Source organism: Oceanobacillus halophilus, from assembly GCF_003628505.1.
GTDB classification, from domain to species: Bacteria; Bacillota; Bacilli; order Bacillales; family Amphibacillaceae; genus Oceanobacillus; species Oceanobacillus halophilus.
In genome coordinates, this window is record NZ_RBZP01000008.1 from 98,266 (window position 1) to 123,310 (window position 25,045).

Genomic DNA, 25,045 nt, shown 5'->3' on the forward strand with positions numbered 1-25,045 from the left:
ATAATACAATGGTAGGCTAGTCACCTATTTTATAGAAGAAACATACTTTATAGTGTGTGTTCAAAAGGAGGACCAAGAAGTTATAGGAGTTATTTATACCAGACTTTTTGAACAACCTCTTAATAGTAATTACTGCTGTATTAAATCCAACTTGTCTTTATAATAAAAAAATAGGGAGGCCAAGACATGAAGCTAGTATTAGCAGTTGTCCAAGATAAAGATACCAATCGTCTAACTTCTGCATTAGGGGAAGGGAACTTTCAATCAACAAAGCTTGCTTCAACAGGTGGATTCTTAAAAGAAGGAAATACGACTCTAATGATTGGGTGCAAGGATGAGAATGTAGACAGGGTTTTAGATATCATTAAAGAAAATTGTTCTAATCGTGAACAAATGGTGGCACCGATTTCACCTATGGGCGGAAATGCCGATTCGTATATCCCAAATCCTGTAAAAGTAGAAGTTGGTGGAGCAACTGTTTTTGTATTACCAATCGAATCGTTTTTTCAATTTTAAGGATTTGTGAAAGGAGGGGCGAAGCAGTTGAAAATTTCAAATGAAATAGGAAGACAAACCGATTCAATCTATAAACGACAGTCAGATACAGACAGGGCATCCTTTAATAAAATGCTTCGTTCCCAACAAGTTTTTTATAATCAACAGCAATTAGATAATCTGATGAAAGATATCACTCTGCAAGGAAACAAACTTTCACGTTCTCGCACTTTTCGTGATCTTGCTAAATTTAAAAAACTAGTAAAAACCTTTCTTGATGAGACACTTTCAAAAGGTCTGAGTTTGCAGAAAAAGCAGAGCTTTGGTATGAATGGAAATCAAAACTTGGCTTTAGTAAAACAAGTTGATGAAAAGCTAATTGAATTAACGGAACAAGTCATGAATCAAGAAAAGAAGACGATAAATATTTTAGGTTTAATTGGAGAAATCAAAGGATTATTAATTAATTTATATACGTAAACATAAAGTTATTGAGGGACGGATACATATGAAAACATGGTCTGAAATAGTAGAAGTACAGCCGTTAGCAAGTAGAATTATTACAAACAGTATAAAAAAAGACCGTATTTCTCATGCGTATTTGCTTCAAGGTGATCGAGGTACTGGTAAGGAAGAAATGGCTATTTTAATTGCCAAGGTTCTTTTTTGTGAAAAGTTAAATGGGATAGATCCTTGCCAGGAATGCAGTAATTGTAAACGAATTGACTCCCATAATCATCCAGATGTTCATTGGATAGAGCCAGATGGAAAGTCTATTAAAAAAGAACAGGTGGAAAAACTTCAGAAAGAGTTCACTTATTCTGGGTTAGAATCTAATAGAAAAGTATACATTATTAAAGATGCAGATACATTAACTGTAAATGCCTCCAATCGAATTTTAAAATTCTTGGAAGAGCCTAGCAGACAAACCACTGCCATTATGCTGACAGAAAATAGTCAGTCCATTATTCCAACCATTAGGTCTCGCTGTCAGGTAATTGACTTAAAACCATTGAATCCACTCTTCTTCAAGAAACAATTAGTGGATAATGGAATAGAAGCCCAACTAGCAGTTTTATTGAGCACCCTTACAAATAATCTGCAGGAGGCAATGGATTGGAGTCAAGAGGAGTGGTTTGCAGAAGCTAGAAAACTAATGGTACAATTGATTGAAATACTTACAACAAGTCCTATCGATGGTTATTTATTCATTCATAGTCATTTGATACCTCATTTAAAAGATAGAAATGATCAGGAAAAAGGCTTAGATTTATTATTATTGGCATTTAAAGATATTCTTTATTATCAAATTGGAAACGAAAAGAAATTTGTATTCTTTGATCCAACAAACGCCTTGCTGGAAAAGGCTGCAATGACTTATTCTGGGGAGCAATTAATAGATATATTAAATGCCATTTTACAGGCTAAAAGGAAATTGAAGCAAAATGTTCAACCAACACTAGTGTTTGAACAGCTTACACTTCAAATGCAGAGGTGAAACAAATGATAGAAGTAATTGGAGTTCGCTTTAAAAAAGCGGGTAAAATATATTATTTTGATCCAGGTGAGGAAAATATTTCTCTCAATAGCTATGTTATAGTAGAGACAGTACGTGGCATTGAGTTTGGTAAAGTTGTTCTTACCAATAAACAGGTAGAAGAAGAAGATGTAGTCCTCCCTCTAAAAAAAGTAATTAGAGCTGCAGATGAGAAGGACAAGTTAACGGTCATTGAAAATCAAGAAGAAGCTAAGAAAGCTTTTGATATATGTACGTCGAAAGTAAGGGAACATCAACTAGATATGAATCTAGTGGAAGTAGAATATACATTTGACAGAAATAAAATCATTTTTTATTTTACAGCTGATGGCCGTGTCGATTTCAGAGAGTTAGTTAAAGACTTAGCTGCTATGTTTAAGACGCGGATTGAGCTAAGACAAATAGGAGTAAGAGATGAGGCCAAAATGTTAGGTGGGATTGGTCCTTGTGGCCGAATGCTTTGCTGCTCTACATTTTTGGGAGATTTTGAACCTGTTTCTATTAAAATGGCAAAAGACCAAAACCTTTCTCTAAATCCTGCAAAAATCTCCGGATTATGTGGTCGTTTAATGTGCTGCTTAAAATATGAAAATGATGATTATGAAACAGCAAAGCGTGAATTACCGGATATTGGGGAAGCTATTAACACACCATATGGTAAAGGAAAAGTGGTTGGATTAAATATACTTGAAAGACTAATTCAAATTGAAATTCCTGAAAATGAACGTGTCATTGAATATACATTAGATGAACTTATTGAAGAAGGAATTTTAGCTCAGGGCCAAAAATAACGAGGTGAGTGGGCGTGAGTAGCCGTCAAATCTTTGATCAAGTGTCTGATATGGAAAAACAAATCGGCGAATTATATGAGCAATTAGGTGACTTAAAACAGCGATTAAGTGAATTGCTGGAGGAAAACCACCGACTTTCCATGGAAAATCATAATCTCAGAAATCATTTGGATACGATTGAAGAAGATAGAAAAGAAATGGAAAATGAAAAGGAACCTAAAAAAAGAAAGTTGCCTAGCGAAGGATACGATAACTTAGCCAGGTTATATGATGAGGGTTTTCATATTTGTAATTTAGAATTTGGAAGTCCTAGAAGAAACGAGGATTGCATGTTTTGTCTGGAGTTTTTTGATAAAACAAGGTAATTACTAGCTACTATTTGAGTGTGAATGTTACTTTCATTCTTGCAAAAGCTATAACAAGCATGAAGAAATCCAGCTGTCTCATCATGAGACAGCTTTCTTTACTTTGTTTAGGAAATACGCTTTCCGTAGCGGGTAAACGCAGAAATCATCATTACGTAGACTTAAACTGAAGGCTATTCATGCTTTAAGTACCGCTATTACTTGCTATAATTATATTCAAGTCTATAAATTGTTGGAACAGGAGAGAATAATGGTACAGTTATTTGATGATGAACGTATTGATTTTCTATTAGCAGATGAAAGTATGAGGATTATTCAGAGTCCCACTGCATTTGCATTTTCACTAGATGCAGTGATGCTTGCGAATTTTGCATCTACACCTAAAAAGAAGGGGACCATCTTAGATCTTTGTACGGGAAATGGTGTTGTTCCATTGTTATTATCGAGGAAAACCGAGGCGAAGATAACTGGAGTAGAAATACAGGACAGAATTTATAGTATGGCAGAACGTAATATCCAATTAAATGATTTAGAAGACCAGTTAAACGTAATTCATGGAGATTTAAGAGAGATGAAACCGGTTTTGGGGCATAGTTCTTTTCAAGTGGTTACATGCAACCCTCCTTACTTTAAAACACCATCTAATCGGGAACAAAATCAAAATGAATACCTAACGATTGCAAGACATGAGATATTTTGTACATTGGAGGATGTTGTGAAAGCTTGTAAACTGCATGTGAAGCCTGGAGGGAAAGTAGCCATGGTACATCGTCCGGGAAGGCTAGTTGATATTATAACCTTATTTAGAAAATATAATTTAGAACCAAAGCGACTTCAACTGGTTTATCCAAAAGCGGGGAAACAAGCTAATATGCTACTTATTGAAGGAATTCGGGATGGCAAGGCAGACTTAAAAATATTGCCACCCCTTTATATTTATAAGGAAGATGGTACGTACACAAAGGAAGCTGAGGAAATTATTTATGGATAATAACGAGCATACGGTTTATATTTTGAAATGTAAGGATAATTCGCTGTATACGGGTTATACCAACAACTTAGAAAATCGTTTAAAAATGCATAGGGAAGGCAAAGGAGCAAAATATACTAGAGGCAGGGGACCTTTTCAAGTAGTATACATTGAAAAATTCTCTATGAAAGAGGAAGCAATGAAGAGAGAATATCAGATTAAACAATTAGATCGTAAAGAGAAAATGCTACTAATAAGGAATTGGCTGAAAGAAGTGATGAAAAATGAAAGTTCAAAATAGCTTTAGTGATAAAGTTTCTGATTCAGGTATAATATATGTAGTTCCGACGCCAATTGGTAACTTGGAAGATATCACCTTTAGGGCGCTAAATACATTAAAAAACGTGTCGGTTATAGCTGCAGAGGACACTAGAAATACAAAGAAGCTCCTCCATTACTTTGAGATTTCGGTACCTCTTGTAAGCTATCATGAACATAATAAGCAAGCGAGAGAAAATCAATTAATCGAACGAGTGCAGTCTGGTGATTCTATTGCCATTGTAAGCGATGCCGGTATGCCTGCTATTTCAGACCCAGGCTATGAATTGGTTAAAGCGGCTATTGAACACGATATTAAAGTGGTAGTATTGCCCGGTGCCAATGCAGCTTTATGTGCTTTAGTTGGCTCTGGTTTACCAGCAGATGAATTCTATTTTTATGGATTTTTACCACGAAAGAAAAAAGAAAAAGAAGCTGAATTACAGCGACTGAAACATATACAGGCAACATTGTTATTTTATGAGTCCCCTTATAGAGTAAAAGATACGTTGAATATATTATATAAAATATTAGGAAACAGAAAAGTAGTTGCTGCTCGGGAATTAACCAAGCGATTTGAGGAATTTGTTCGTGGGACATTAGAAGAGCTTATTGAGTGGATTGATAATCGTGAACTAAAGGGAGAGTTTTGTCTCGTTATTGAAGGAAATGACAAGGCAGAGACAGAACAAGACTTGTCTTTCTGGTGGAATGAATTATCTATTGTAGAACATGTTGAATACTATACAATAGAAAAATCACTAACAAATAAAGAAGCAATAAAACAAGTATCTATCGACCGAAAGATACCTAAGCGTGAAGTGTATCAATCATATCATATAGAAAACAAGCAGTAATTTATGATAGCGTGGTTTATCAATTCCTACATAGCTAATATTAAACAAAATTTATATGAAAAGATTCAAATGAAAAGAGAGTCGACGTGCTTAGCAAGCGTCGACTCTCTTTATGACTTTTAATAGTTACTTTATTCTAACAGATAAATTTAGTTACTGTAAATAGAAAGTTGAAAAAATTTAATTTTATATTTACAAAGTTACAATTACTTCTCTTTTTGTAATGATAAACTAATTTCTTTTACTAACTCTTCTGCACTTTCAGGACTCAAGACGATTTTTCCATCTGCTAGAACAAAGTTCTTCTCAGATATCTTTCCAGTTACCTGACACGCAAAGTTATCCTGGTACTTCTTTAGTATAATCTTCTCATTCTCCATAAATATTTCCATTTGGTCTTTTGGATGTATATCTAAAGTATTCCTTAGTTCAACTGGAAGCACTACTCGTCCAAGCTCATCTACTTTACGTTTTATACCTGTTGACTTCATCTACTTCCCCCCCTCAACTTATAAGTTATATATATTAATTGTATTTATTTTTCCTAATAGTAAAGATTTTTCGACAATTTTCTTTGGTTTAGAATAGCAACATTTTCAGATAATGTCAATATAATAATTTAGAATCTTTACATAAATCCCAAAACTAGCAAATAATATACACATTTTAAGCTTACGATGGCTATTATTTGTTAATAATAATATTGCACAGTATTTGGCAAATTAAGCTATAATAGCTACAATAGTAATAGTTTACAATTTTAAGATGTCTGTGGATTTTTTTAGGAGGTAGCATAATGCAAGAGAATAAAAAAACATTTTATATAACTACACCAATTTATTATCCAAGCGGTAACTTACATATTGGTCATGCATATTCGACAGTTGCTGGTGATGCAATTGCTAGATATAAGCGCATGCGTGGTTATGATGTCATGTATTTAACGGGAACGGATGAACATGGACAAAAAATACAAAAGAAAGCGGAAGAAAAAGGAGTCACACCTCAGGAGTACGTTGATGAAATTGTTAGCGGAATTCAGGATTTATGGAAACAACTTAAAATATCGAATGATGACTTTATAAGGACAACACAAGACCGACATAAACAAGTGGTTGAAAAAATCTTTGATCAACTAGTTAAACAAGGAGATATTTACCTTGATCAATACGAAGGGTCGTATTGCACCTCCTGTGAATCATTTTTTACAGAACGCCAATTAAATGATGGAAATTGTCCAGATTGTGGTGGTCAAGTTGATAAAGTAAAAGAAGAATCCTATTTCTTTAAAATGAGTAAATATGTTGATCGTCTAGTAAAATATTATGAAGAAAACCCAGAGTTTATTCAGCCTGAAAGTCGTAAAAATGAAATGCTAAATAACTTCATTAAACCAGGATTAGAAGATTTAGCTGTATCGAGAACATCCTTTGACTGGGGAATAAAAGTACCTGGGAATCCAAAGCATGTTATATATGTTTGGGTAGACGCACTAACCAATTATATTACTGCTCTTGGCTATGGGTCTAATAATGAAGAAAAATTCAAAAAGTACTGGCCTGCTGATGTGCATTTAATGAGTAAGGAAATTGTACGTTTTCATACAATATATTGGCCAATTATATTAATGGCATTGGATTTGCCTTTGCCTAAAAAGATTTTTGCTCATGGTTGGATATTGATGAAAGATGGAAAAATGTCGAAATCAAAAGGAAATGTCGTTGATCCGGTTAGCTTAATCAACCGATATGGACTAGATGCACTTCGATATTATTTATTGCGTGAAGTACCATTTGGTTCGGATGGTGTCTTCACCCCTGAGGGATTTGTCGAACGTACGAATTATGACTTAGCAAATGACTTAGGAAACTTATTAAATCGTACCGTTGCTATGATTCAAAAGTATTTCGATGGTGCAATTCCTGCGTATAGAGCATCAGAAACAGAAGTAGATACTTCACTTGAACAGTTCACACAGGATGCTATTAAAAAAATGGAAGATGCAATGGAAGAAATGCAATTTTCTGTTGCTTTATCAACCTTATGGCAATTAATCAGCCGTACGAATAAATATATTGATGAAACAACGCCTTGGGTTCTTGCCAAAGATGAAGGAAATAAAGAAAGATTAGGAAATGTAATGGCACATTTAGTGGAATCTCTACGCAAAACAGCTGTTATGCTTCAACCTTTCTTAACAGAAGCACCTACAGAAATTTTCCGTCAGCTAAATATTACAGATGAATCCCTAAAAATTTGGGATAGTATTTATACAGATGGACAAATACCAGAAGGAACCATTGTTCAAAAAGGAAATCCAATTTTCCCTAGACTTGATGTGGATAAGGAAATCGAAGCGATAAAAGCAATGATGACGAAGCCTGTAGAAGAAACACAGAGCAAAAAGCAATCATCTCCAGAAGTTAAAGAAGAGATTGTATATGATGATTTCATGAAACTTGATATGCGTGTTGGAGAAGTAATGGAAGCGCAAAAAGTGAAAAAGGCTGATAAGTTATTAAAAATTCAACTAGACCTAGGATCAGAAAAAAGACAAATTGTTTCAGGAATTGCTAAATACTATACGCCAGAGGAGTTAGTTGGGAAAAAGGTGATTTGCGTAACAAACTTGAAACCTGTCAAATTACGTGGAGAAATGTCACAAGGCATGATTCTATCTGGTGAAGATGAAGAAGGAAATCTTTCTTTAGCAACTGTAGAGTCTTCACTACCAAATGGGTCGATCGTAAAGTAATTCCTTGATATTTCATACTCTGGGACAATAAATAAATCACAAATTGATAAAAAAGAGGCTGGGAAATAACTAAAGTGTTTAACTCAGGAAACGAACAATGTGCTACTTAGCGAAGTATATTTCCGGAGCAGTATTTACGCACCAATCATGTTCGAGTTTTCCCTTGAGAAAATACCTTTGTCCCAGCCTCTTTATAGGAGGTACCTCATGTTATTTGATACACATGTTCATTTAAACGCGAGACAGTTTGCTGAAGATCGTGAAGAAACTATTCAGCGTGCATTTGATGCAGGTGTGAAATATATGACTGTAGTTGGGTTTGATAGAGAAACTATACCATTAGCGATAGAAATTGCAGAACAGAATGAGACGATCTATGCAGCAGTAGGTTGGCATCCAGTTGATGCAATTGATATGACTGATAAGGAACTGGCATGGATAAAGGAACTTTCCAGCCATCCCAAAGTGGTTGCTTTAGGGGAAATGGGTCTTGATTATCATTGGGATAAGTCACCAAAAGATATACAGAAGGAAGCCTTTCGTAAACAAATTCAACTAGCTAAGACTGTTCATATGCCAATTATAATCCATAATAGAGAAGCAACAGAAGATATTATTCAAATTTTACAAGAGGAAAATGCCAAAGAAATTGGTGGTATCATGCACTGCTATAACGATTCCGTAGACTATGTGCAAGCTTGTTTAGACATGAACTTCTATATATCTTTAGGTGGTCCCGTTACTTTTAAGAATGCTCCCTTGCCAAAAGAAGTAGCTAAACAGGTTCCATTAGATAGACTTTTAATTGAAACGGATGCACCATATCTTGCACCACATCCAAACCGCGGAAAACGCAATGAACCAGCATATGTAAAATTAGTAGCAGAGAAAATTGCCGAACTAAGAGATATACCATTCGAGGAAATTAGTGATATGACAACAAAAAATGCCAAGCGGTTCTTTGGTATCAATTGAAATGGAATTGTAATAAATTAGTAAAAAAGTAACAAATTCAGTTAAAATTGGTAGTTATTTGGTAGATATTGAATAAAAAACAGGGGACAGATGATAAGGATGTCCCCTGTTTTTTTTATTTATAAAACAACAAAAACCCACTGGTGTCAGTAGATAGAACTAGTTTCTAAAAATAGTCAAAATAAGTAGATAAGTGTGTGTAATAGAAATGTAAACCAATCGTAAAAGGAAAAGCATTTACTTTATATACGTCTGTTTACTATAATCAATCATACAAAGGGGGCAAGATGCATGCGATTTATTCAAAAGCTATTGCCGGCGTCGAAATGGAAGCTGGTTCTTTCTACTATAGGTATACTATCACTAGTTGCTTTTACCAGTATTGTGTTATTTGAAACTACGAAAGCAGAAGTAGTGATAACTGACAATGGGAAAGAACGAACAGTAACTACACACAAAAATACAGTTGAAGAACTACTAGAAGAAGTAGATATTACTGTTTCAGAGCATGATAGTTTATCACATGATTTAAATGCTGAAATTGAGAGTGGCATGGAGATAAATTATGACACTGCAAATCAAATTACTTTAGCTATTGATGGTAATGAAAATACATACTATTCAACTAAAGATACGGTGGAAGAATTCTTTAAGGAACAAAATCTTTCTTTCTCCAAACATGATGATATCTCCCTAAAGGGTTCTGACAAAATAAAAGATGGTTTACAAATAGAAGTTAAAAAAGCGTTTGAAGTTGCCATTAATGATGGTGGAAAAGATAAAGTAAAGAACTTTACTGGCGGTACAGTGGAGGATTTACTCAATCAATATCAAATAGAAATTGATGACGATGATAAAATAAAACCAGCATTAGATGAACAGGTAACAAAAGATACCTCTATCAACATTGTTCGGGTTGACGTCAAAGAAGAAGCATTGGAAGAAAAAGTTGCTTTTAAAACAGAAACAAAGCAGGATAGCTCTTTGTTAAAAGGAAAGCAAAAAACTATTAAAGACGGAAAAGACGGAAAAGTCCTCAAAACTTACGAAGTAACGTTAGAAAACGGAGAAGAAATTGAGCGAAAACTAGTTGATGAAAAAGTGCAAACAGAAAGTGTTAATAAAGTAGTAGCAGTTGGAACCAAAGAACCGGAAGCTAAACTTACTACACTATCTAGTTCTAACTCCAATACGACTAGCAGTTCAGATAGTAAGACACTTACGATGACAGCAAGTGCTTTTACATCCAGCTGTAGTGGTTGCTCAGGATACACAGCAACAGGAATTAATCTAAAAGATAACCCAAGTAAGAAAGTAATTGCAGTTGATCCAAGTGTTATTTCGCTTGGGACAAGAGTTTGGGTGGAAGGTTATGGAGAAGCGGTTGCTGGTGATACAGGTGGCAATATCAAAGGAAGCCGTATTGATGTTCATGTGCCAAATAAATCAGAGGCATATCAATGGGGAGTTCGTAAAGTTAAAGTGAAAATTCTTGATTAAGATGTATGTAAGTTATATGCTCTTACCATGCTATTGGTAAGAGCATTGTTTTATTTTTGGATTTTTAATTAGGTATAAAAGTTTTTATGAATATGGCATATGATTAATAGTGGAGGAAACAAGTTGAAGATTAAAGAAGTTATTGTTGTGGAAGGAAGAGATGATACGGCAAAAATCAAATTAGCCGTTGAGGCGGATACCATTGAGACAAATGGATCTGCAATTAATAAAGAAATTTTAACTAGAATAAAGCACGCAAAAGAGAAGCGTGGGGTTATTATATTTACAGACCCAGATTACCCAGGAGAACGGATTCGCCATATTATCGATCAAGCAATTCCTGGATGCAAGCATGCATTTTTAACGAAAGATGCAGCACGAGCGAATAATCCGAATAATAAAAGTCTTGGCATTGAACATGCTACAATAGGAGCAATAAGACAGGCACTAAAAGATGTTTATGAGTTAGTCGAACCAACGGAGATTGAAATAACTCAAGAGGATTTAGTCAATTATGGATTGATAGGTACTCCAGAGGCAAGTAAGAGAAGAGAAAAGTTAGGAAAACTTCTTCAGATTGGACATACCAACGGAAAGCAGTTATTAAAAAGGTTAACAATCTTTCAAATTACGAAGGAACAATTTGAGAAAGCAGTGTCAACGATAAACCAGGAGGAAGAAGATGACCAATTATATCGCTACACCAACCCGAACGAAAGCTATATTAAATAAGTATAACTTTGCGTTTAAGAAAAGTTTGGGGCAGAACTTTTTAATAGACGTAAATATACTCCAGAACATAATAAAGCATGCTGGAATAGATAAGCAAACAGGAGCTATTGAAATAGGCCCTGGAATTGGTGCATTAACAGAACAATTGGCTATACATGCTAGTAAAGTGGTTGCTTTTGAAATAGACCAGCGTTTATTGCCTATTTTAAAAGACACACTTCATGACTATTCCAATATTGAGATTGTTCATAAAGATATTTTAAAAGCAAATGTTGTAGAAATAATTAAGGAAAATTTCCCATCAAATCATGATATACATGTAGTAGCAAATTTGCCATATTACATTACCACGCCAATTTTAATGAAACTTGTTCGTGATAAGCTGCCCGTATCTAGTATTACGGTAATGATTCAAAAAGAAGTAGCTGAACGAATGGCAGCGAAGCCAAATACGAAAAGCTATGGTTCATTAACTATCGCACTTCAATATTATACAGAAGCAGAAGTAGTTATGACCGTTCCTAAAAGTGTGTTTATGCCACAACCAAATGTAGACTCAGCTATCCTAAGATTGAAACTAAGAGAAAAACCTCCAGTGTATGTAGAAGATGAAGATTTCTTTTTTAACATGGTTAAAGCAAGCTTTGCTCAACGAAGAAAAACCTTACAAAACAACTTAAAAAGTTACTTTAAAGATCGTTATGACAAAGAAACCATTAATGTCATACTTGAAAAGTCTGGTATTGATGGACAAAGACGAGGCGAGTCATTAGATATGAGTGAATTTGCTCAACTAGCTAATACATTTATAAAACGGGAGAGAAAAGCTACTGCAGAATAATGCAGTAGCTTTTGTTTAGGCATATAAGGCCAAAGGATATTATCCCTCGTTTCAGTGGCTTCAAACACGTCCTGTTCCCTCAGCAGGTATAAAGCAGTATAAAAGGCAACAAAAAAAGGAGCCTAACAAACTTCTTACAGAAAAGACCCTGGTAAACCGTACACAAAAGAGTGTTTTTATTCATAACTTATAGGAGGAATGGTTTCGTCTGAATGGAGGCGTGAGGTGAGTATGAGCTTTTCAAATGGTAGCTTAGTTACTCGTAAATCGTATAAACATGATTTATTATTTCGTATTGCTAATATAAAAAATGGTATGGCGAATCTTTATGGAGAAGACTTCCGCTTAGAAGCGGATGCTCCGATAGAAGATTTAAAGGCGATAGAGATTCGCGAATTAGAACAGAGAAGAAAAAAGGAAAAAGAAAAAGAAGAGTTCTCCTATCGCTTATTCCGGCAAGATTATCAGCTGATGAAGGAAAAAAGAGATTACCAATCATCGGAAGGATACCAAAATTATGCAAAGTATTTTCAATTACCAGCAAAGGTCCTTCATTTAGATGGTGACCAAATGTATCTAAGAAAGTGCATAGAACTTTATCAGCGATTAGGTTTACAAGTTCATGGGATTCATATACAAGAAAAAGAAATGCCAAATAAAATAGGAGAATTAATAGAAAGAATACAGCCAGATATAATTGTAATCACTGGGCATGATTCTTATTCCAAAAATAAAGGGACAAAAAATGACCTTCGTGCTTATAGACACTCCAAATATTTCGCGGAGACTGTTAGAGAAGCAAGACGAACTAACCCACACCTTGATCAGTTAGTGATTTTTGCAGGGGCATGTCAATCACATTTTGAATCTCTAATCAGAGCAGGAGCAAATTTTGCCAGCTCTCCATTACGTATCAACATTCATGCATTAGATCCAGTATATATAGCAGCAAAGATAGCTTATACATCTTTTATGGATAGTGTGAATGTCTGGGATGCTCTAAGAAATACAATGACTGGAGAAAAAGGAATGGGCGGAGTAGAAACCAGAGGATTATTAAGAACCGGAATGCCTTATTTAGAAGAAGATAATATGGACTAAATAGGAAATCATATCTAATGGAGATATGATTTCCTATTTTTTCTATGTTGCTTATTTAGAGAAGTTTATCAAATGTTGCAATAACAGGCAAAAAGATGAATTAAAATGAAAAATCTATACATAAATTGTTAACATTTACAAATAATACGAAAAGTAGACAAAAGTCTTTGTTGACATGAAAAAACACATCTTGTTATAATAATATGTTTTTGACTATTATGCAACGGTGTGGTATAATAAAATATAGTGAGGTGGAGTGTATTGGCTAAAACATTAATCGAAATTAAGCAAGGTCTTGAGTGTCAAGTTGGAAGAAAGTTGAAATTAAAAGCCAACGGGGGTAGAAGGAAAACCATTGAACGACAAGGAACTCTAGCAGAAACATATCCTTCTGTCTTTATTGTTGAGTTAGATCAAGACGAAAATGCATTCGAACGTGTTTCTTACAGCTATGCAGACGTTTTAACTGAAACTGTAGAAATTAATTTCTTGGAAGACCGAAATAAATCATTAATTTAATTTGAAAACAGTGGACAATCCCAAGTCTACTGTTTTTTTCTGTCAGTACTTTCTATCCTTTACGAAAGAAACGGTGTCTACTCGGATTATATGGAATTTTAAAATTTACCGTTTTTACATATATCTGACTCGATTTTATTTCCAGTATTAGTACAACCTATAACTGTCGTAAACATTACCTGAAAGGGGTTGTGCTTTTTGGCCAGACGAAAAGGGATTATGTCCGATTATCTTAAAGAAGAAATTGCCAAAGAGTTAGGATTTTACGACACAGTGCAGAAAGAAGGTTGGGGTGGCATTAAATCCAGAGATGCCGGTAACATGGTGAAGCGTGCAGTAGAAATTGCACAACAAAGTATGAATGAAAAGGGCAATTCCTAGTTTTATTTAGGGTTGCCCTTTTTAAATGATAAAAATATTAAATTTTCCACTACCACAGCGTTGCTAGCTGTGCTCTGCTCTCGTTCGTGTTAATTATGATGCATGCAGGATTTGCGCTTCGGCAGCGTAACATCGATGCGAGTTGAATAATGTGAGTGGTGGTTTAAATAATACACGTGATTAAATATTTACTAAAAAGTCGCCACTGGTTTTCTTATATGTTACAATTTGTTTATCTTTTTAATGGGTACAGAGTAGGTGAGTGTATGGCACTGATAGAAAGGGCGCCCGCAAAAATAAACTTATCACTAGACGTTTTGAGGAAGCGTGAGGATGGATTTCATGATTTAGAAATGGTAATGACAACCATTGATTTGTCTGATCGTATTGAACTATTTCCTTTAAAACAGGATAAAATTGAAGTTTCTATAGAGAGCAGATATGTACCAAGTGATGAACGGAATTTAGCATATAAGGCAGCAGTGGCCTTTAAAAATAAATATAACATTAAAACAGGTGTCCGTATTTGTATAGAAAAAAATATCCCCGTATCTGCTGGCCTTGGTGGCGGTAGTTCGAATGCTGCAGCAGTTCTCAGAGGATTAAATCGTCTTTGGCGTTTAAATATACCAAAAGAGGAGTTAGTTTTATTAGGAGCAAGTATAGATGAAGATGTAGGATTTTGTATATACGGAAATACTGCCGTTGTAAGGGGATATGGCGAGAAGATTGAAATGCTAGCATCTCCTCCTCCATGTTGGGTTATATTGGCAAAACCAAACATCGGTGTGACGACTAGAAAAATATTTGAGCAAATTAGTGTGACTGATTTGTACCATCCTAATACAAGTAAAGTGATTGAAGCGTTATATGAAAAGGACTTTCATAAGCTTTGTAATAGTATAGGTAATTCACTTGAACCTATTACCAGTGTACAACATCCTGAAGTCATGCATATTAAGCAAGCGATGTTAAACATTGGAGCTGATGGAGTCTTAATGAGTGGAAGCGGACCTACCGTTTATGGATTGGTAGAACATGAAAATAAAGCAAGGAGAATATATAACGGAATGCGAGGCTTTTGTGAAGAAGTATATTTAGTTCGAATAATTGGATAAGCATTTGCCTAAAAACGTATAATAGTGGTATATTAGTATTTAAATATACGGTTTTGAGGTGTGGTAATGAAAAGGAGTAACCGATTAGTAATATTAACTGAGTTTTTTATGGAAAATCCACGAAAACACATACAATTACCATTTTTTGTAGATCTTTGTGAAACTACTAAGTCATCCATTAGTGAAGACTTAGATATTATCGATAATGTTTTTAAAACCCAAGGGTTAGGCTATTTAGAAAGAACAACCGGTGCTGGAGGTGGGGTTAAATATATTCCTGAAATCTCCTTGGAAAAAAGCTCCCAGTTTATTGAGGAATTGCGTAAAGAATTGCAAGATGCTAGTCGTATTTTGCCTGGTGGATATCTGTATATGAGTGATATATTGGGTAATCCGAAGTTAGTTAGAGAAATTGGACGTATTTTTGCTTCTCGCTTTTCTAAGTTAGACATTGATGTAGTAGTAACCGTGGCAACCAAAGGGATTCCCTTGGCCTATGCTGTGGCATCTTTCTTGGAAGTGCCTGTTGTAATTGTAAGAAGAGACCCGAAAGTGACAGAAGGATCATCAGTTAGTATAAATTATGTGTCCGGCTCATCGAGGAAAATACAAACGATGGTATTACCTAAGAGAAGTTTGAAGGAAGGTAGTAACGTTTGTATTATTGATGATTTCATGAAAGCTGGTGGTACGATTAATGGTATGATCAGTTTATTAAGCGAATTTAATGCACATGTAAAAGCTATTGGTGTATTAGCTGAGGCAGATGATGAAGAGGAAGAACGAATTGTAACCAACTATACTTCGTTAATTAAAATTACAGATTTAGATTTGATACATAAAAAAATTGAAGTACTAGCAGGTAACTTTTTAGAAGATGTATTATAAATAAAATAGATTAAAAAGGCAAAAAAGGCTGAGAATATAGGCTTTTTTGCCTTATTTTAATAGAGTAAAAAAAGTCTTTTTGAAAAATATATAATTTTTTTTCTATTTTATGCAGGAATTTTAATAAATTTGTTGAATTAGTTAATAAGTTCTAAGGGAAAAGGTGGTGAGACATCATGGAAGTAACCGACGTAAGATTACGCCGCGTGAATACAGAGGGCAGAATGCGCGCAATTGCATCAATTACATTGGATCAGGAATTTGTTGTACACGATATTCGGGTTATAGACGGTAACAACGGATTATTTGTGGCAATGCCTTCCAAACGAACTCCTGACGGTGAATTCCGGGATATTGCACATCCAATTAATTCTGGAACACGTGCAAAAATCCAAGACGCAGTATTAGAGGAATACCACCGTGCTGGTGAAGCAGAGGTTGAATATGAAGAAGCAGGTGCTTCCTAAAACATGATTAACGAAAGGGGTCAAATCTATCAAAGATTGACCTTCTTTTTTGTATTCACCTCTTTTCGAATGTTTTTTTGCCTTTAGCTACACTATTCTGAATTAAAGATATCTGCAGTCTATATAAAAAGTGAAGTAAAGTCTTGTTTTATCAACTGTAACTTTTAAAAGTCTTGCAAACGCAAAGTGAGAGTAAAAAAATTGTCCACCTCCTGTCTACTATCATCAAGTAATTAAGAACTCCTTATGTAAAATCTCCTTCCAAACTTTATACACAATGGAAAAAGTACCCATGCTATTAGATAATCAATGTGTTGAAATCAAACCTTGTTTAAGATATATTTTATAATGGATAAAAGTAATAATTGGAGGTTTCCTTATGACGAATCGTTATGCTGTCATCTTGGCAGCGGGACAAGGAACAAGGATGAAATCAAAGCTTTATAAAGTACTACACCCTGTGATGGGCCGCCCGATGGTTCAACATGTTATAGATCAATTAACCCCTCTTAACTTAGATGAGACAGTAACCATTGTGGGATTTGGTGCAGAAAAGGTAAAAGAAGTAATTGGTAATCAAAGTAATTATGTTATACAAGAGGAACAACTTGGAACTGGCCATGCTGTGATGCAAGCAGAATCATTATTGAGCGATAAAGATGGGACAACAATCGTGGTTTGTGGTGATACACCATTAATAACAAATACCACTTTCGAGGCGCTTTTTGAACATCATGAGAAGGAAGGTGCAAGTGCAACTATCTTAACTGCCAAAGCTGATGATCCTGCTGGATATGGGAGAGTAATACGAAATGCTGAAAATGAAGTAGAACGAATCGTTGAACATAAGGACGCAAATGATGCAGAGCTCCAAGTATCGGAAATAAACACAGGTACATATTGTTTTGATAACCAGGCACTCTTTGCTGCATTAAAAGAAGTATCTAATGATAATGCTCAGGGTGAATATTATTTGCCAGATGTCATTGAAATACTTAGGGGCAAAGAAGAAAAAGTTAGTGCATTTATGACCGAACATTTTGAAGAGACGCTCGGAGTTAATGATCGTGTTGCTTTAGCAAAGGCTGAAAAAATCATGAAAAAGCGAATTAATGAGAAGCATATGAGAAATGGTGTTTCTATTATTGATCCAGATAATACATATATTCAGTCGAATGTTACCATTGAATCAGATGTTGTCATTCATCCTGGATCTGTGCTTAAAGGATCAACAATCATTAAAGAAGATGCAGAAATAGGCCCTAATACGGAAATTACCAATTGTCAAGTTGGAGAAGGTACTGTCATTAAACATAGTGTGGCTTCGGATAGTAATATTGGGCAACATGTTAATATTGGACCGTTCGCACATATACGTCCAGAATCAGTTGTAGGCAATGGAGCGAAAGTTGGAAACTTCGTGGAAATCAAAAAGACAAAAATGGGCGAAGGTAGCAAGGCATCTCACTTAAGTTACCTAGGAGATGCAGATGTTGGGAGCAATGTGAACATTGGATGTGGTACAATAACAGTGAACTATGATGGAACTAATAAATACCTAACAACGATAGAAGACGACGCGTTTATCGGTTGTAACTCCAATTTAATTGCACCAGTTACTATTGGAAAAGGGTCATATGTTGCTGCTGGATCTACCATTACAAAAGATGTACCAACAGAGGCATTGTCTGTTGCCAGAGCAAGACAAACAAATAAAGAAGGATATGTAACAAAATTAAAAAATAGAAAATGAGATTAACGGAGGGTTAAAATCCATGTCATCAAGTTACAGCGACTCATCGTTGAAGGTGTTATCACTTAATTCAAATCCAAAATTAGCAAGGGATATTGCAGATCACATTGGTGTTCAATTAGGAAAGTGTACAATATCCAGATTTAGTGATGGTGAAGTACAAATTAATATCGAGGAAAGTATCCGAGGCTGTGATGTTTATGTTATTCAATCAACATGTGCTCCGGTTAATCAACATATAATGGAATTACTAATCATGATTGATGCCTTAAAACGAGCATCGGCCAAATCGATTAATATTGTTATGCCATACTACGGCTATGCTAGACAAGATCGGAAAGCTCGTTCTAGAGAACCTATTGCAGCTAAATTAGTGGCAGATTTAATTACAACGGCAGGAGCTAATCGCGTAATTACGCTTGATTTACATGCTCCACAAATACAAGGATTCTTTGATATTCCGATTGACCACTTACAAGGTGTTCCCATTTTATCGAATTATATTGAATCAAAAGGACTAGAAGACCCTATTATAGTTTCACCTGACCATGGTGGGGTAACACGTGCTCGGAAAATGGCAGATCGGTTAAAAGCTCCAATCGGTATTATTGATAAGCGACGTCCTCGTCCGAACGTTGCTGAAGTAATGAATATAATTGGTAATATAGAAGGAAAAACAGCGATACTAGTTGATGATATTATTGATACAGCTGGAACGATTACTTTAGCTGCAAATGCATTAATTGAAAATGGTGCAAAAGAAGTGTATGCATGCTGCACACACCCAGTACTATCAGGACCGGCTATCGAGAGGATTGAGAACTCTAAGATTAAGGAATTAGTGGTTACTAATAGCATTCCATTACCGGCAGAAAAAAATATTGAAAAAATTACGACACTATCTGTTGCGCCTCTAATAGGGGAAGCGATAATTCGTGTCCATGAATTACAATCTGTAAGTATTCTTTTCGATTAATTGTAATGTTTAGATTGCCTTAGTATAGGGAATAAATGTATTGACTTAAAAATAGCTCCATGAAGAAAATGAGAATTATTAAAACAATGTATGGAATTTCAATGTTTTAGTATTAAAATATCTGGAGGATGATAACTATGTCAGTTACATTAAAAGCAATAAAACGAAATGATCTTACGCGATCCAATACAAAAACTTTAAGAGAAAATGGACAAGTTCCTGCTGTGGTTTATGGAAAACAAAAAGAGCCACAAGCTATTGCAGTGGACAGTATTGAGTTAGTAAAAGTAATTCGTGATAATGGGAAAAACGCTGTACTTTCACTTGCTTTAGATACAGATAACACCGTTGATGTCATGTTTTATGATTATCAAGTAGACCCTCTAAAAGATAACTTAGTACATGTTGACTTTTATATGGCCGATATGTCTGAAGCAAGAGATGTGTCTGTTCCAATAAGATTAGAAGGCGAGCCAAATGGACAAGGGGTTCTCCAACAACCTTTATTTGAAGTTCAAGTTCGTGCAAAACCAAATGATATACCTGAAGAAGTCACAGTAGATATATCTAGTCTTGAAATAGGAGATGTTATTACAATTGCTGATTTGCCGGCAAACAATAAATATGAATTTATTGATGACCCAGAATCAACAGTTGCTACAGTCCTTGCTCCGGATACAAACGTTGCAGAAGAGCATGCCGAAGAAGTAGAAGAAGCAGAGGCGGGCGAAGAAGAATCAGGAGAAGAATAGAGTATGATCAACCCTATTACTTCCCAAGTGTGTAAATAAATTCAATAATCCCCTTCCTTTAAGAAAAAGTACCTATTTTCTTAGTGGGAGGGATTGTTGTATTTGTAATAAACCTTCTCCAAGAAAAAAGTTAATTCTTTATATCGACTTTTTTATTATAGTGTGCAAACTAGTATAGAATGATTATGGTGATGCTCTCGCTTTAGCAACATTACATGACGTTTTCTAATCTTAATTAAGAGTGGATAATAAATAATGAGGTAGTTAAAGATGGTTTTTAATATATTTAATATAAAAAGATCAAAATCTAATAAAGGAAGCCAGCAAAAAATGAAATGTATTGTAGGATTAGGAAACCCAGGTAAGAAATATGAGAATACGAGACATAATGTAGGATTTATGGTAGTTGATGAATTAGCTAGAAGAAACGGATGGCAAATAAATAAATCCAAATTTAAAGGTACTTTTGTCATGGAGCAATTTGGAGGAGAAAAAGTTATCCTACTTAAACCTCAGACATATATGAATCTTTCCGGTGAATCGATACGTGCACTTATTGATTTTTATAATATTGAAATTGACGATATTGTCGTAATATATGATGACTTAGATTTACCACCAGGAAAAATACGTTTACGTCAAAAAGGCGGTCATGGCGGCCATAATGGGGTTAGAAATACAATTGACCATCTAGGTACCAAGGATTTTAAGCGTATTCGTGTAGGCATAGGAAGACCGTCTACTAATATGCCAGTAATTGATTATGTTTTGGGGACTTTTCCAAAAAGTGATCAGGAAAATATGCAAACAAGTATTAGTAAATCAGCAGACGCTTGCGAATCCTGGTTAAAAGGAAAACCTTATTTAGAAGTAATGAATGATTATAATAATAGTTAATAATATCAATGATGACTAGCACGAAAGCTTAACCTAACACTTTTCCCTTCAATCTATAAAGTAATGGTTCACTTACTGAAGCTTTGCAATATATACTGTTTGGTTGTATGTATAATATATCTCTATTCGGATAAACTTTTAATAAAGTTTTGATTCACGTTATCCGAGGAGGAATATAGGTGTCCATTGTTTATAATTGCAGACACTGTGGAAATGAAATAGGAAAATTGGAAAACCAGATAATCGATACATCCATGTTAGGATTTGATCATCTATCCATGGAGGAAAAAAAGGAAATGATCCAATATCAATCAAATGGTGATATCCATGTAAAAACAATTTGTGAAAGCTGCGAAGAAACACTAGGACAGCATCCACATTATCATGAATTGGATTTCTTTATACAATAGTATAAGCAAGAAAAGCTTTGGTATTAGACCAAAGCATTTTTGCGCTTAGTATGAAAGTGCAATAAGCGGGGGTTTAACGATGAAAGGAATTAATCATTATTTACAATCACAGGAAGATATACAGTCTATTATTAATGGTATAACTAGTGGTATGAATGAGCAGCTAGTTGCTGGTCTATCTGGTTCTGCTAGAAGTATGCTAGTTTCTGTTGTTAACGAATCTATTACTAAACCAGTATTATTAGTAACACATCAACTGGTACATGCTCAGCAACTGCACGATGATTTGGTGGACTTTGTAGGGGAAGAAAATGTACATTTATATCCTGTAAATGAGTTAATCGCTTCTGAAATAGCATTTTCAAGTCCAGAATTGAGAAGTCAGCGAATTGAGGCATTAACATCATGGTCACAGAATAAATCGGGAATTTTAATTGCTCCTGTAGCAGCATTAAAGCGTATTCTACCCCCGCCAAGTTATTGGAGTAGATATCAATTAAAGTTTACTCTTGGTGAGGAAATTGATATTGATAAATATCTCGCATCTCTTGTAGATATGGGGTATGAACGTGCATCGATGGTGTCCACCCCTGGGGAATTTAGCAAGCGAGGTGGGATTATTGATATATATCCAATAACCGAGGAAAATCCGGTTCGAGTAGAGTTGTTCGATGAAGAAATTGACTCTATACGCTATTTTGATGCTGAAACTCAACGTTCACTAGAGAAACGAAATGAAATTATTGTTGGACCAGCATCTGAGTTGTTATTGACTGATGAAGATATCCATTCCTCAGCAGAGCGGTTAGAAACAGCACTAGCAGAATCGTTGAAAAAGATGAAAAAATCAGAGACAAAAGAGAATTTGATTGAAGTCATCGAAGCAGATATTGGTCGGTTAAAAAATCTAGAGAGATTTCAAGAAATGTATAAATATATCGGATTTCTATATGAAAAGCCTGCTAGTTTGTTAGATTATCTAACGCAAGATGGGCTTGTAGTGCTAGATGAGATGAGCAGAATTCAGGAAACGGCTAATAGTTTGGACACAGAAGAAGCAGAATGGTATAGTAGTTTGCTTGAGGCAGGAAAGATGGTTCGAAACAGCAGATTTTCCTATGATTGGCAAACTGTATTGGATAATATGACCCAACAGCGGATGTATATGTCTGTTTTTTTACGACATATACCAAATACAAACCCGCAGAATATTATCAATCTTTCTTCCCGAGCTATGCAGGAATTTCATGGTCAAATGCATTTATTTAAAAATGAACTAATCCGCTGGAAGAAAGGGGATTTTTCTGTCGTTATTTTAGCCCCAAATGAAAAGCGGGCGGAAAAGATTCATTCTATTCTCATGGATTATGATGTGGAAGCCGCTATTTCTAAGCAATTAACGTTACCAGTTAATAAACCTACGATAGCTATAGGAAATATCAATAGCGGAATAGAACTTCCAATGCATAAGCTTGTAATAATTACCGAAAATGAATTATTTAAAAAGCGAATGAAACGAGCAAGAAAACAGCAAAAGATCTCCAATGCAGAACGTATAAAGAGTTACCAAGAGTTAAAGGTCGGCGATTATGTTGTTCATGCTAATCATGGGGTCGGTAAATACTTAGGAATAGAAACATTAAAATTAAACGATTTGCATAAGGACTTTATGCTTATTCGTTATTCTGGTGACGACAAATTATATGTTCCTATTGATCAAATTGATTTAGTTCAAAAATACGTTGCAGCAGAAGGAAAAGAACCAAAACTATATAAATTAGGTGGAACAGAATGGACGAAAGTTAAAAGAAAAGTCCAATCAAGTGTAGAAGATATTGCGGATGATTTAATCAAGCTTTATGCCGAAAGAGAAGCTAGAAAAGGATATGCATTTTCTAAGGATACAGAGATGCAACGAGAATTTGAAGCATCTTTCCCATATCAGGAGACGGAAGATCAATTACGTTGTATTGAAGAAATCAAAGCTGATATGGAAAAAGAACAGCCAATGGATCGTTTGTTATGTGGTGATGTTGGTTATGGGAAAACAGAGGTAGCGATTCGTGCTGCTTTTAAGGCAGTGATGGATGGAAAGCAAGTTGCATTATTGGTGCCAACAACCATTCTTGCCCAACAGCATTATGAAACGATTCGAGAAAGATTTCAGGATTATCCTATTAATATCGGGCTACTTAGCAGGTTTCGTACTAAAAAACAACAAACGGAAACAATCAATGGCATCAACAAAGGAACGATGGATGTGGTTATTGGAACGCATCGTGTATTGTCAAAAGACATTCAGTTCCGTGATTTAGGTCTACTAATAGTAGATGAAGAGCAGCGTTTTGGAGTGAAACATAAAGAGAAAATTAAACAAATGAAATCTAATGTGGATGTTCTTACTCTAACTGCAACACCAATACCAAGAACATTGCATATGTCAATGCTAGGTGTTCGCGACCTTTCTGTTATTGAAACCCCTCCAGAAAATCGTTTCCCTATTCAAACGTATGTAATGGAATATAATCCTATACTGGTGAGAGAAGCGATTGAACGAGAAATGGCGCGTGGCGGCCAGATTTTCTTCTTATATAATCGTGTAGAAAATATTGATAAGGTAGCACGTGATGTTGGTATGCTTGTTCCAGAGGCAAGAGTAGCTGTTGCTCATGGAAGAATGACAGAAACAGAATTAGAAAATGTTATTGTAAGCTTTTTAGAAGGGGAATTTGATGTCCTCGTTAGTACGACAATCATTGAGACGGGTGTTGATATCCCGAATGTAAATACGTTAATAGTAAGCAATGCCGATCATATGGGTCTAAGTCAATTGTATCAATTACGTGGTCGTGTTGGACGTTCGAATCGAGTAGCCTATGCTTATTTCACATATCAAAAAGATAAGGTGTTAACGGAAGTTGCTGAAAAGAGATTGCAAGCAATAAAGGAATTCACAGAATTAGGATCCGGTTTTAAAATTGCGATGCGTGATTTGTCTATTCGTGGGGCAGGAAATTTATTAGGCTCTCAGCAGCATGGATTTATAGATTCAGTAGGATTTGATATGTACTCGCAAATGCTGAAAGAGGCTATTGACGCACGAAAAGAAGGAAAAGAGATTGAAGGGATTGCTCCATTTGAGCCAGAATTAACGCTTAAATTAGATGCCTATATTCCAGATGATTACATTAAAGATGAGAAGCAAAAGATAGAAGTTTATAAACATTTTCGTTCACTGGAAACAGCTCAGCAAGTGAGTGATTTAAAAGACGAGTTAATAGATCGGTTCAGTGATTATCCGGTTGAGGTTGGAAACTTATTTATTGTATCGACTCTGAAAATGTATGCAAAGAAAGAACGAGTAGAATCAATAGTAGAAAAGAATAAAAAGATTACACTTCTGGTAGAAGAAGAGAGAAGTCAAAAAATTGATGGCTCTAAGCTATTTGAATTAGCGAATGAGTTTGGCAGAAATGTGCAGTTAGGTACCGAGAATAATAAATTGAAGATTGTATTTAAGTATTCGGTACCATCACCAAATCGTTTTGAAATTGTTGAGGATTTTATAAAAAAATTAGCTACAGTGGATAGAAATGGCTAAAAAATTGGTAGGTTATGTATAGTTCTTCTTGAGTTGTCTTATACTA

At 35.1% G+C, this 25,045-nt stretch carries 26 protein-coding genes; 25 read left to right on the forward strand and 1 reads right to left on the reverse strand.

Features of this window, described 5'->3' with window-relative positions; translation table 11 throughout:
- The first annotated feature begins 186 nt into the window (after positions 1-186).
- From D8M06_RS11480 to rsmI, 8 genes are all read left to right on the forward strand, one after another.
- Positions 187-516, forward strand: coding sequence for a cyclic-di-AMP receptor (locus D8M06_RS11480; RefSeq protein WP_121204544.1), 330 nt, complete (start codon positions 187-189; stop codon positions 514-516).
- 27 nt (positions 517-543) lie between these two features.
- Positions 544-975, forward strand: a complete 432-nt coding sequence (locus tag D8M06_RS11485; protein WP_121204545.1) for a YaaR family protein — start codon at positions 544-546, stop codon at positions 973-975.
- A gap of 28 nt (positions 976-1,003) precedes the next feature.
- Positions 1,004-1,993 (forward strand): DNA polymerase III subunit delta', encoded by a 990-nt coding sequence (holB, locus tag D8M06_RS11490; RefSeq protein ID WP_121204546.1) that lies wholly within the window; start codon positions 1,004-1,006, stop codon positions 1,991-1,993.
- Positions 1,994-1,998: 5 nt separating this feature from the next.
- Positions 1,999-2,823: a PSP1 domain-containing protein gene (locus D8M06_RS11495; RefSeq protein ID WP_121204547.1), complete on the forward strand. Its 825-nt coding sequence runs from the start codon at positions 1,999-2,001 to the stop codon at positions 2,821-2,823.
- A gap of 14 nt (positions 2,824-2,837) precedes the next feature.
- A complete protein-coding gene (gene yabA, locus D8M06_RS11500; protein ID WP_121204548.1) occupies positions 2,838-3,188 on the forward strand; it encodes a DNA replication initiation control protein YabA in 351 nt (116 codons plus the stop codon).
- A 250-nt stretch (positions 3,189-3,438) separates the two neighbouring features.
- Positions 3,439-4,179 (forward strand): tRNA1(Val) (adenine(37)-N6)-methyltransferase, encoded by a 741-nt coding sequence (locus D8M06_RS11505; RefSeq protein ID WP_121204549.1) that lies wholly within the window; start codon positions 3,439-3,441, stop codon positions 4,177-4,179.
- On the forward strand, positions 4,172-4,459 hold the full coding sequence (locus D8M06_RS11510) for a GIY-YIG nuclease family protein (RefSeq protein WP_121204550.1): 288 nt from the start codon (positions 4,172-4,174) through the stop codon (positions 4,457-4,459). The genes D8M06_RS11505 and D8M06_RS11510 overlap by 8 nt, the downstream gene beginning before the upstream one ends.
- Positions 4,443-5,333 (forward strand): 16S rRNA (cytidine(1402)-2'-O)-methyltransferase, encoded by an 891-nt coding sequence (gene rsmI, locus D8M06_RS11515; protein ID WP_121204551.1) that lies wholly within the window; start codon positions 4,443-4,445, stop codon positions 5,331-5,333. Before D8M06_RS11510 ends, rsmI begins: the two co-directional genes overlap by 17 nt.
- 206 nt (positions 5,334-5,539) lie before the next feature.
- On the opposite strand, the gene D8M06_RS11520 is transcribed toward rsmI, so the two are convergent.
- Positions 5,540-5,824, reverse strand: coding sequence for an AbrB/MazE/SpoVT family DNA-binding domain-containing protein (locus D8M06_RS11520; RefSeq protein ID WP_121204552.1), 285 nt, complete (start codon positions 5,822-5,824; stop codon positions 5,540-5,542).
- Between the two features lie 305 nt (positions 5,825-6,129).
- On the opposite strand from D8M06_RS11520, the gene metG reads away from it, so the two are divergent.
- The 17 genes from metG to mfd all read left to right on the forward strand — a co-directional run bounded on the left by metG (position 6,130) and on the right by mfd (position 24,999).
- Positions 6,130-8,088, forward strand: a complete 1,959-nt coding sequence (gene metG / locus D8M06_RS11525; protein ID WP_121204553.1) for a methionine--tRNA ligase — start codon at positions 6,130-6,132, stop codon at positions 8,086-8,088.
- Between the two features lie 207 nt (positions 8,089-8,295).
- Positions 8,296-9,063 carry a TatD family hydrolase gene (locus D8M06_RS11530; protein WP_121204554.1) on the forward strand — a complete coding sequence of 256 codons (768 nt, stop codon included), beginning with the start codon at positions 8,296-8,298 and terminating at the stop codon, positions 9,061-9,063.
- Between the two features lie 291 nt (positions 9,064-9,354).
- A complete protein-coding gene (locus D8M06_RS11535) occupies positions 9,355-10,563 on the forward strand; it encodes a G5 and 3D domain-containing protein (protein WP_121204555.1) in 1,209 nt (402 codons plus the stop codon).
- Positions 10,564-10,686: 123 nt separating this feature from the next.
- Positions 10,687-11,295, forward strand: coding sequence for a ribonuclease M5 (rnmV, locus tag D8M06_RS11540; protein WP_121204556.1), 609 nt, complete (start codon positions 10,687-10,689; stop codon positions 11,293-11,295).
- Positions 11,246-12,136 carry a 16S rRNA (adenine(1518)-N(6)/adenine(1519)-N(6))-dimethyltransferase RsmA gene (gene rsmA / locus D8M06_RS11545; RefSeq protein WP_121204557.1) on the forward strand — a complete coding sequence of 297 codons (891 nt, stop codon included), beginning with the start codon at positions 11,246-11,248 and terminating at the stop codon, positions 12,134-12,136. Before rnmV ends, rsmA begins: the two co-directional genes overlap by 50 nt.
- Before the next feature lie 231 nt (positions 12,137-12,367).
- Positions 12,368-13,237 (forward strand): sporulation peptidase YabG, encoded by an 870-nt coding sequence (yabG, locus tag D8M06_RS11550; protein ID WP_121204558.1) that lies wholly within the window; start codon positions 12,368-12,370, stop codon positions 13,235-13,237.
- A gap of 261 nt (positions 13,238-13,498) precedes the next feature.
- Positions 13,499-13,756: a biofilm formation stimulator Veg gene (veg, locus tag D8M06_RS11555; protein ID WP_121204559.1), complete on the forward strand. Its 258-nt coding sequence runs from the start codon at positions 13,499-13,501 to the stop codon at positions 13,754-13,756.
- A gap of 198 nt (positions 13,757-13,954) precedes the next feature.
- On the forward strand, positions 13,955-14,137 hold the full coding sequence (locus D8M06_RS11560) for a small, acid-soluble spore protein, alpha/beta type (protein WP_121204560.1): 183 nt from the start codon (positions 13,955-13,957) through the stop codon (positions 14,135-14,137).
- A gap of 266 nt (positions 14,138-14,403) precedes the next feature.
- Positions 14,404-15,255: a 4-(cytidine 5'-diphospho)-2-C-methyl-D-erythritol kinase gene (ispE, locus tag D8M06_RS11565; protein ID WP_121204561.1), complete on the forward strand. Its 852-nt coding sequence runs from the start codon at positions 14,404-14,406 to the stop codon at positions 15,253-15,255.
- A gap of 66 nt (positions 15,256-15,321) precedes the next feature.
- Positions 15,322-16,143: a pur operon repressor gene (gene purR, locus D8M06_RS11570; RefSeq protein ID WP_121204562.1), complete on the forward strand. Its 822-nt coding sequence runs from the start codon at positions 15,322-15,324 to the stop codon at positions 16,141-16,143.
- Positions 16,144-16,319: 176 nt separating this feature from the next.
- Positions 16,320-16,610: a septation regulator SpoVG gene (gene spoVG, locus D8M06_RS11575; protein ID WP_026680175.1), complete on the forward strand. Its 291-nt coding sequence runs from the start codon at positions 16,320-16,322 to the stop codon at positions 16,608-16,610.
- A gap of 379 nt (positions 16,611-16,989) precedes the next feature.
- Positions 16,990-18,363: a bifunctional UDP-N-acetylglucosamine diphosphorylase/glucosamine-1-phosphate N-acetyltransferase GlmU gene (glmU, locus tag D8M06_RS11580; protein ID WP_121204563.1), complete on the forward strand. Its 1,374-nt coding sequence runs from the start codon at positions 16,990-16,992 to the stop codon at positions 18,361-18,363.
- A 22-nt stretch (positions 18,364-18,385) separates the two neighbouring features.
- Positions 18,386-19,339, forward strand: a complete 954-nt coding sequence (locus D8M06_RS11585; protein ID WP_121204564.1) for a ribose-phosphate diphosphokinase — start codon at positions 18,386-18,388, stop codon at positions 19,337-19,339.
- A 137-nt stretch (positions 19,340-19,476) separates the two neighbouring features.
- Positions 19,477-20,091, forward strand: coding sequence for a 50S ribosomal protein L25/general stress protein Ctc (locus D8M06_RS11590; RefSeq protein WP_121204565.1), 615 nt, complete (start codon positions 19,477-19,479; stop codon positions 20,089-20,091).
- A 330-nt stretch (positions 20,092-20,421) separates the two neighbouring features.
- Positions 20,422-20,988, forward strand: a complete 567-nt coding sequence (gene pth / locus D8M06_RS11595) for an aminoacyl-tRNA hydrolase (protein WP_121204595.1) — start codon at positions 20,422-20,424, stop codon at positions 20,986-20,988.
- Positions 20,989-21,167: 179 nt separating this feature from the next.
- Positions 21,168-21,398 (forward strand): anti-sigma-F factor Fin, encoded by a 231-nt coding sequence (locus D8M06_RS11600; RefSeq protein ID WP_121204566.1) that lies wholly within the window; start codon positions 21,168-21,170, stop codon positions 21,396-21,398.
- A 79-nt stretch (positions 21,399-21,477) separates the two neighbouring features.
- Complete coding sequence (mfd, locus tag D8M06_RS11605; RefSeq protein WP_121204567.1) at positions 21,478-24,999, forward strand: transcription-repair coupling factor; 3,522 nt, start codon at positions 21,478-21,480, stop codon at positions 24,997-24,999.
- Positions 25,000-25,045 lie beyond the last annotated feature (46 nt).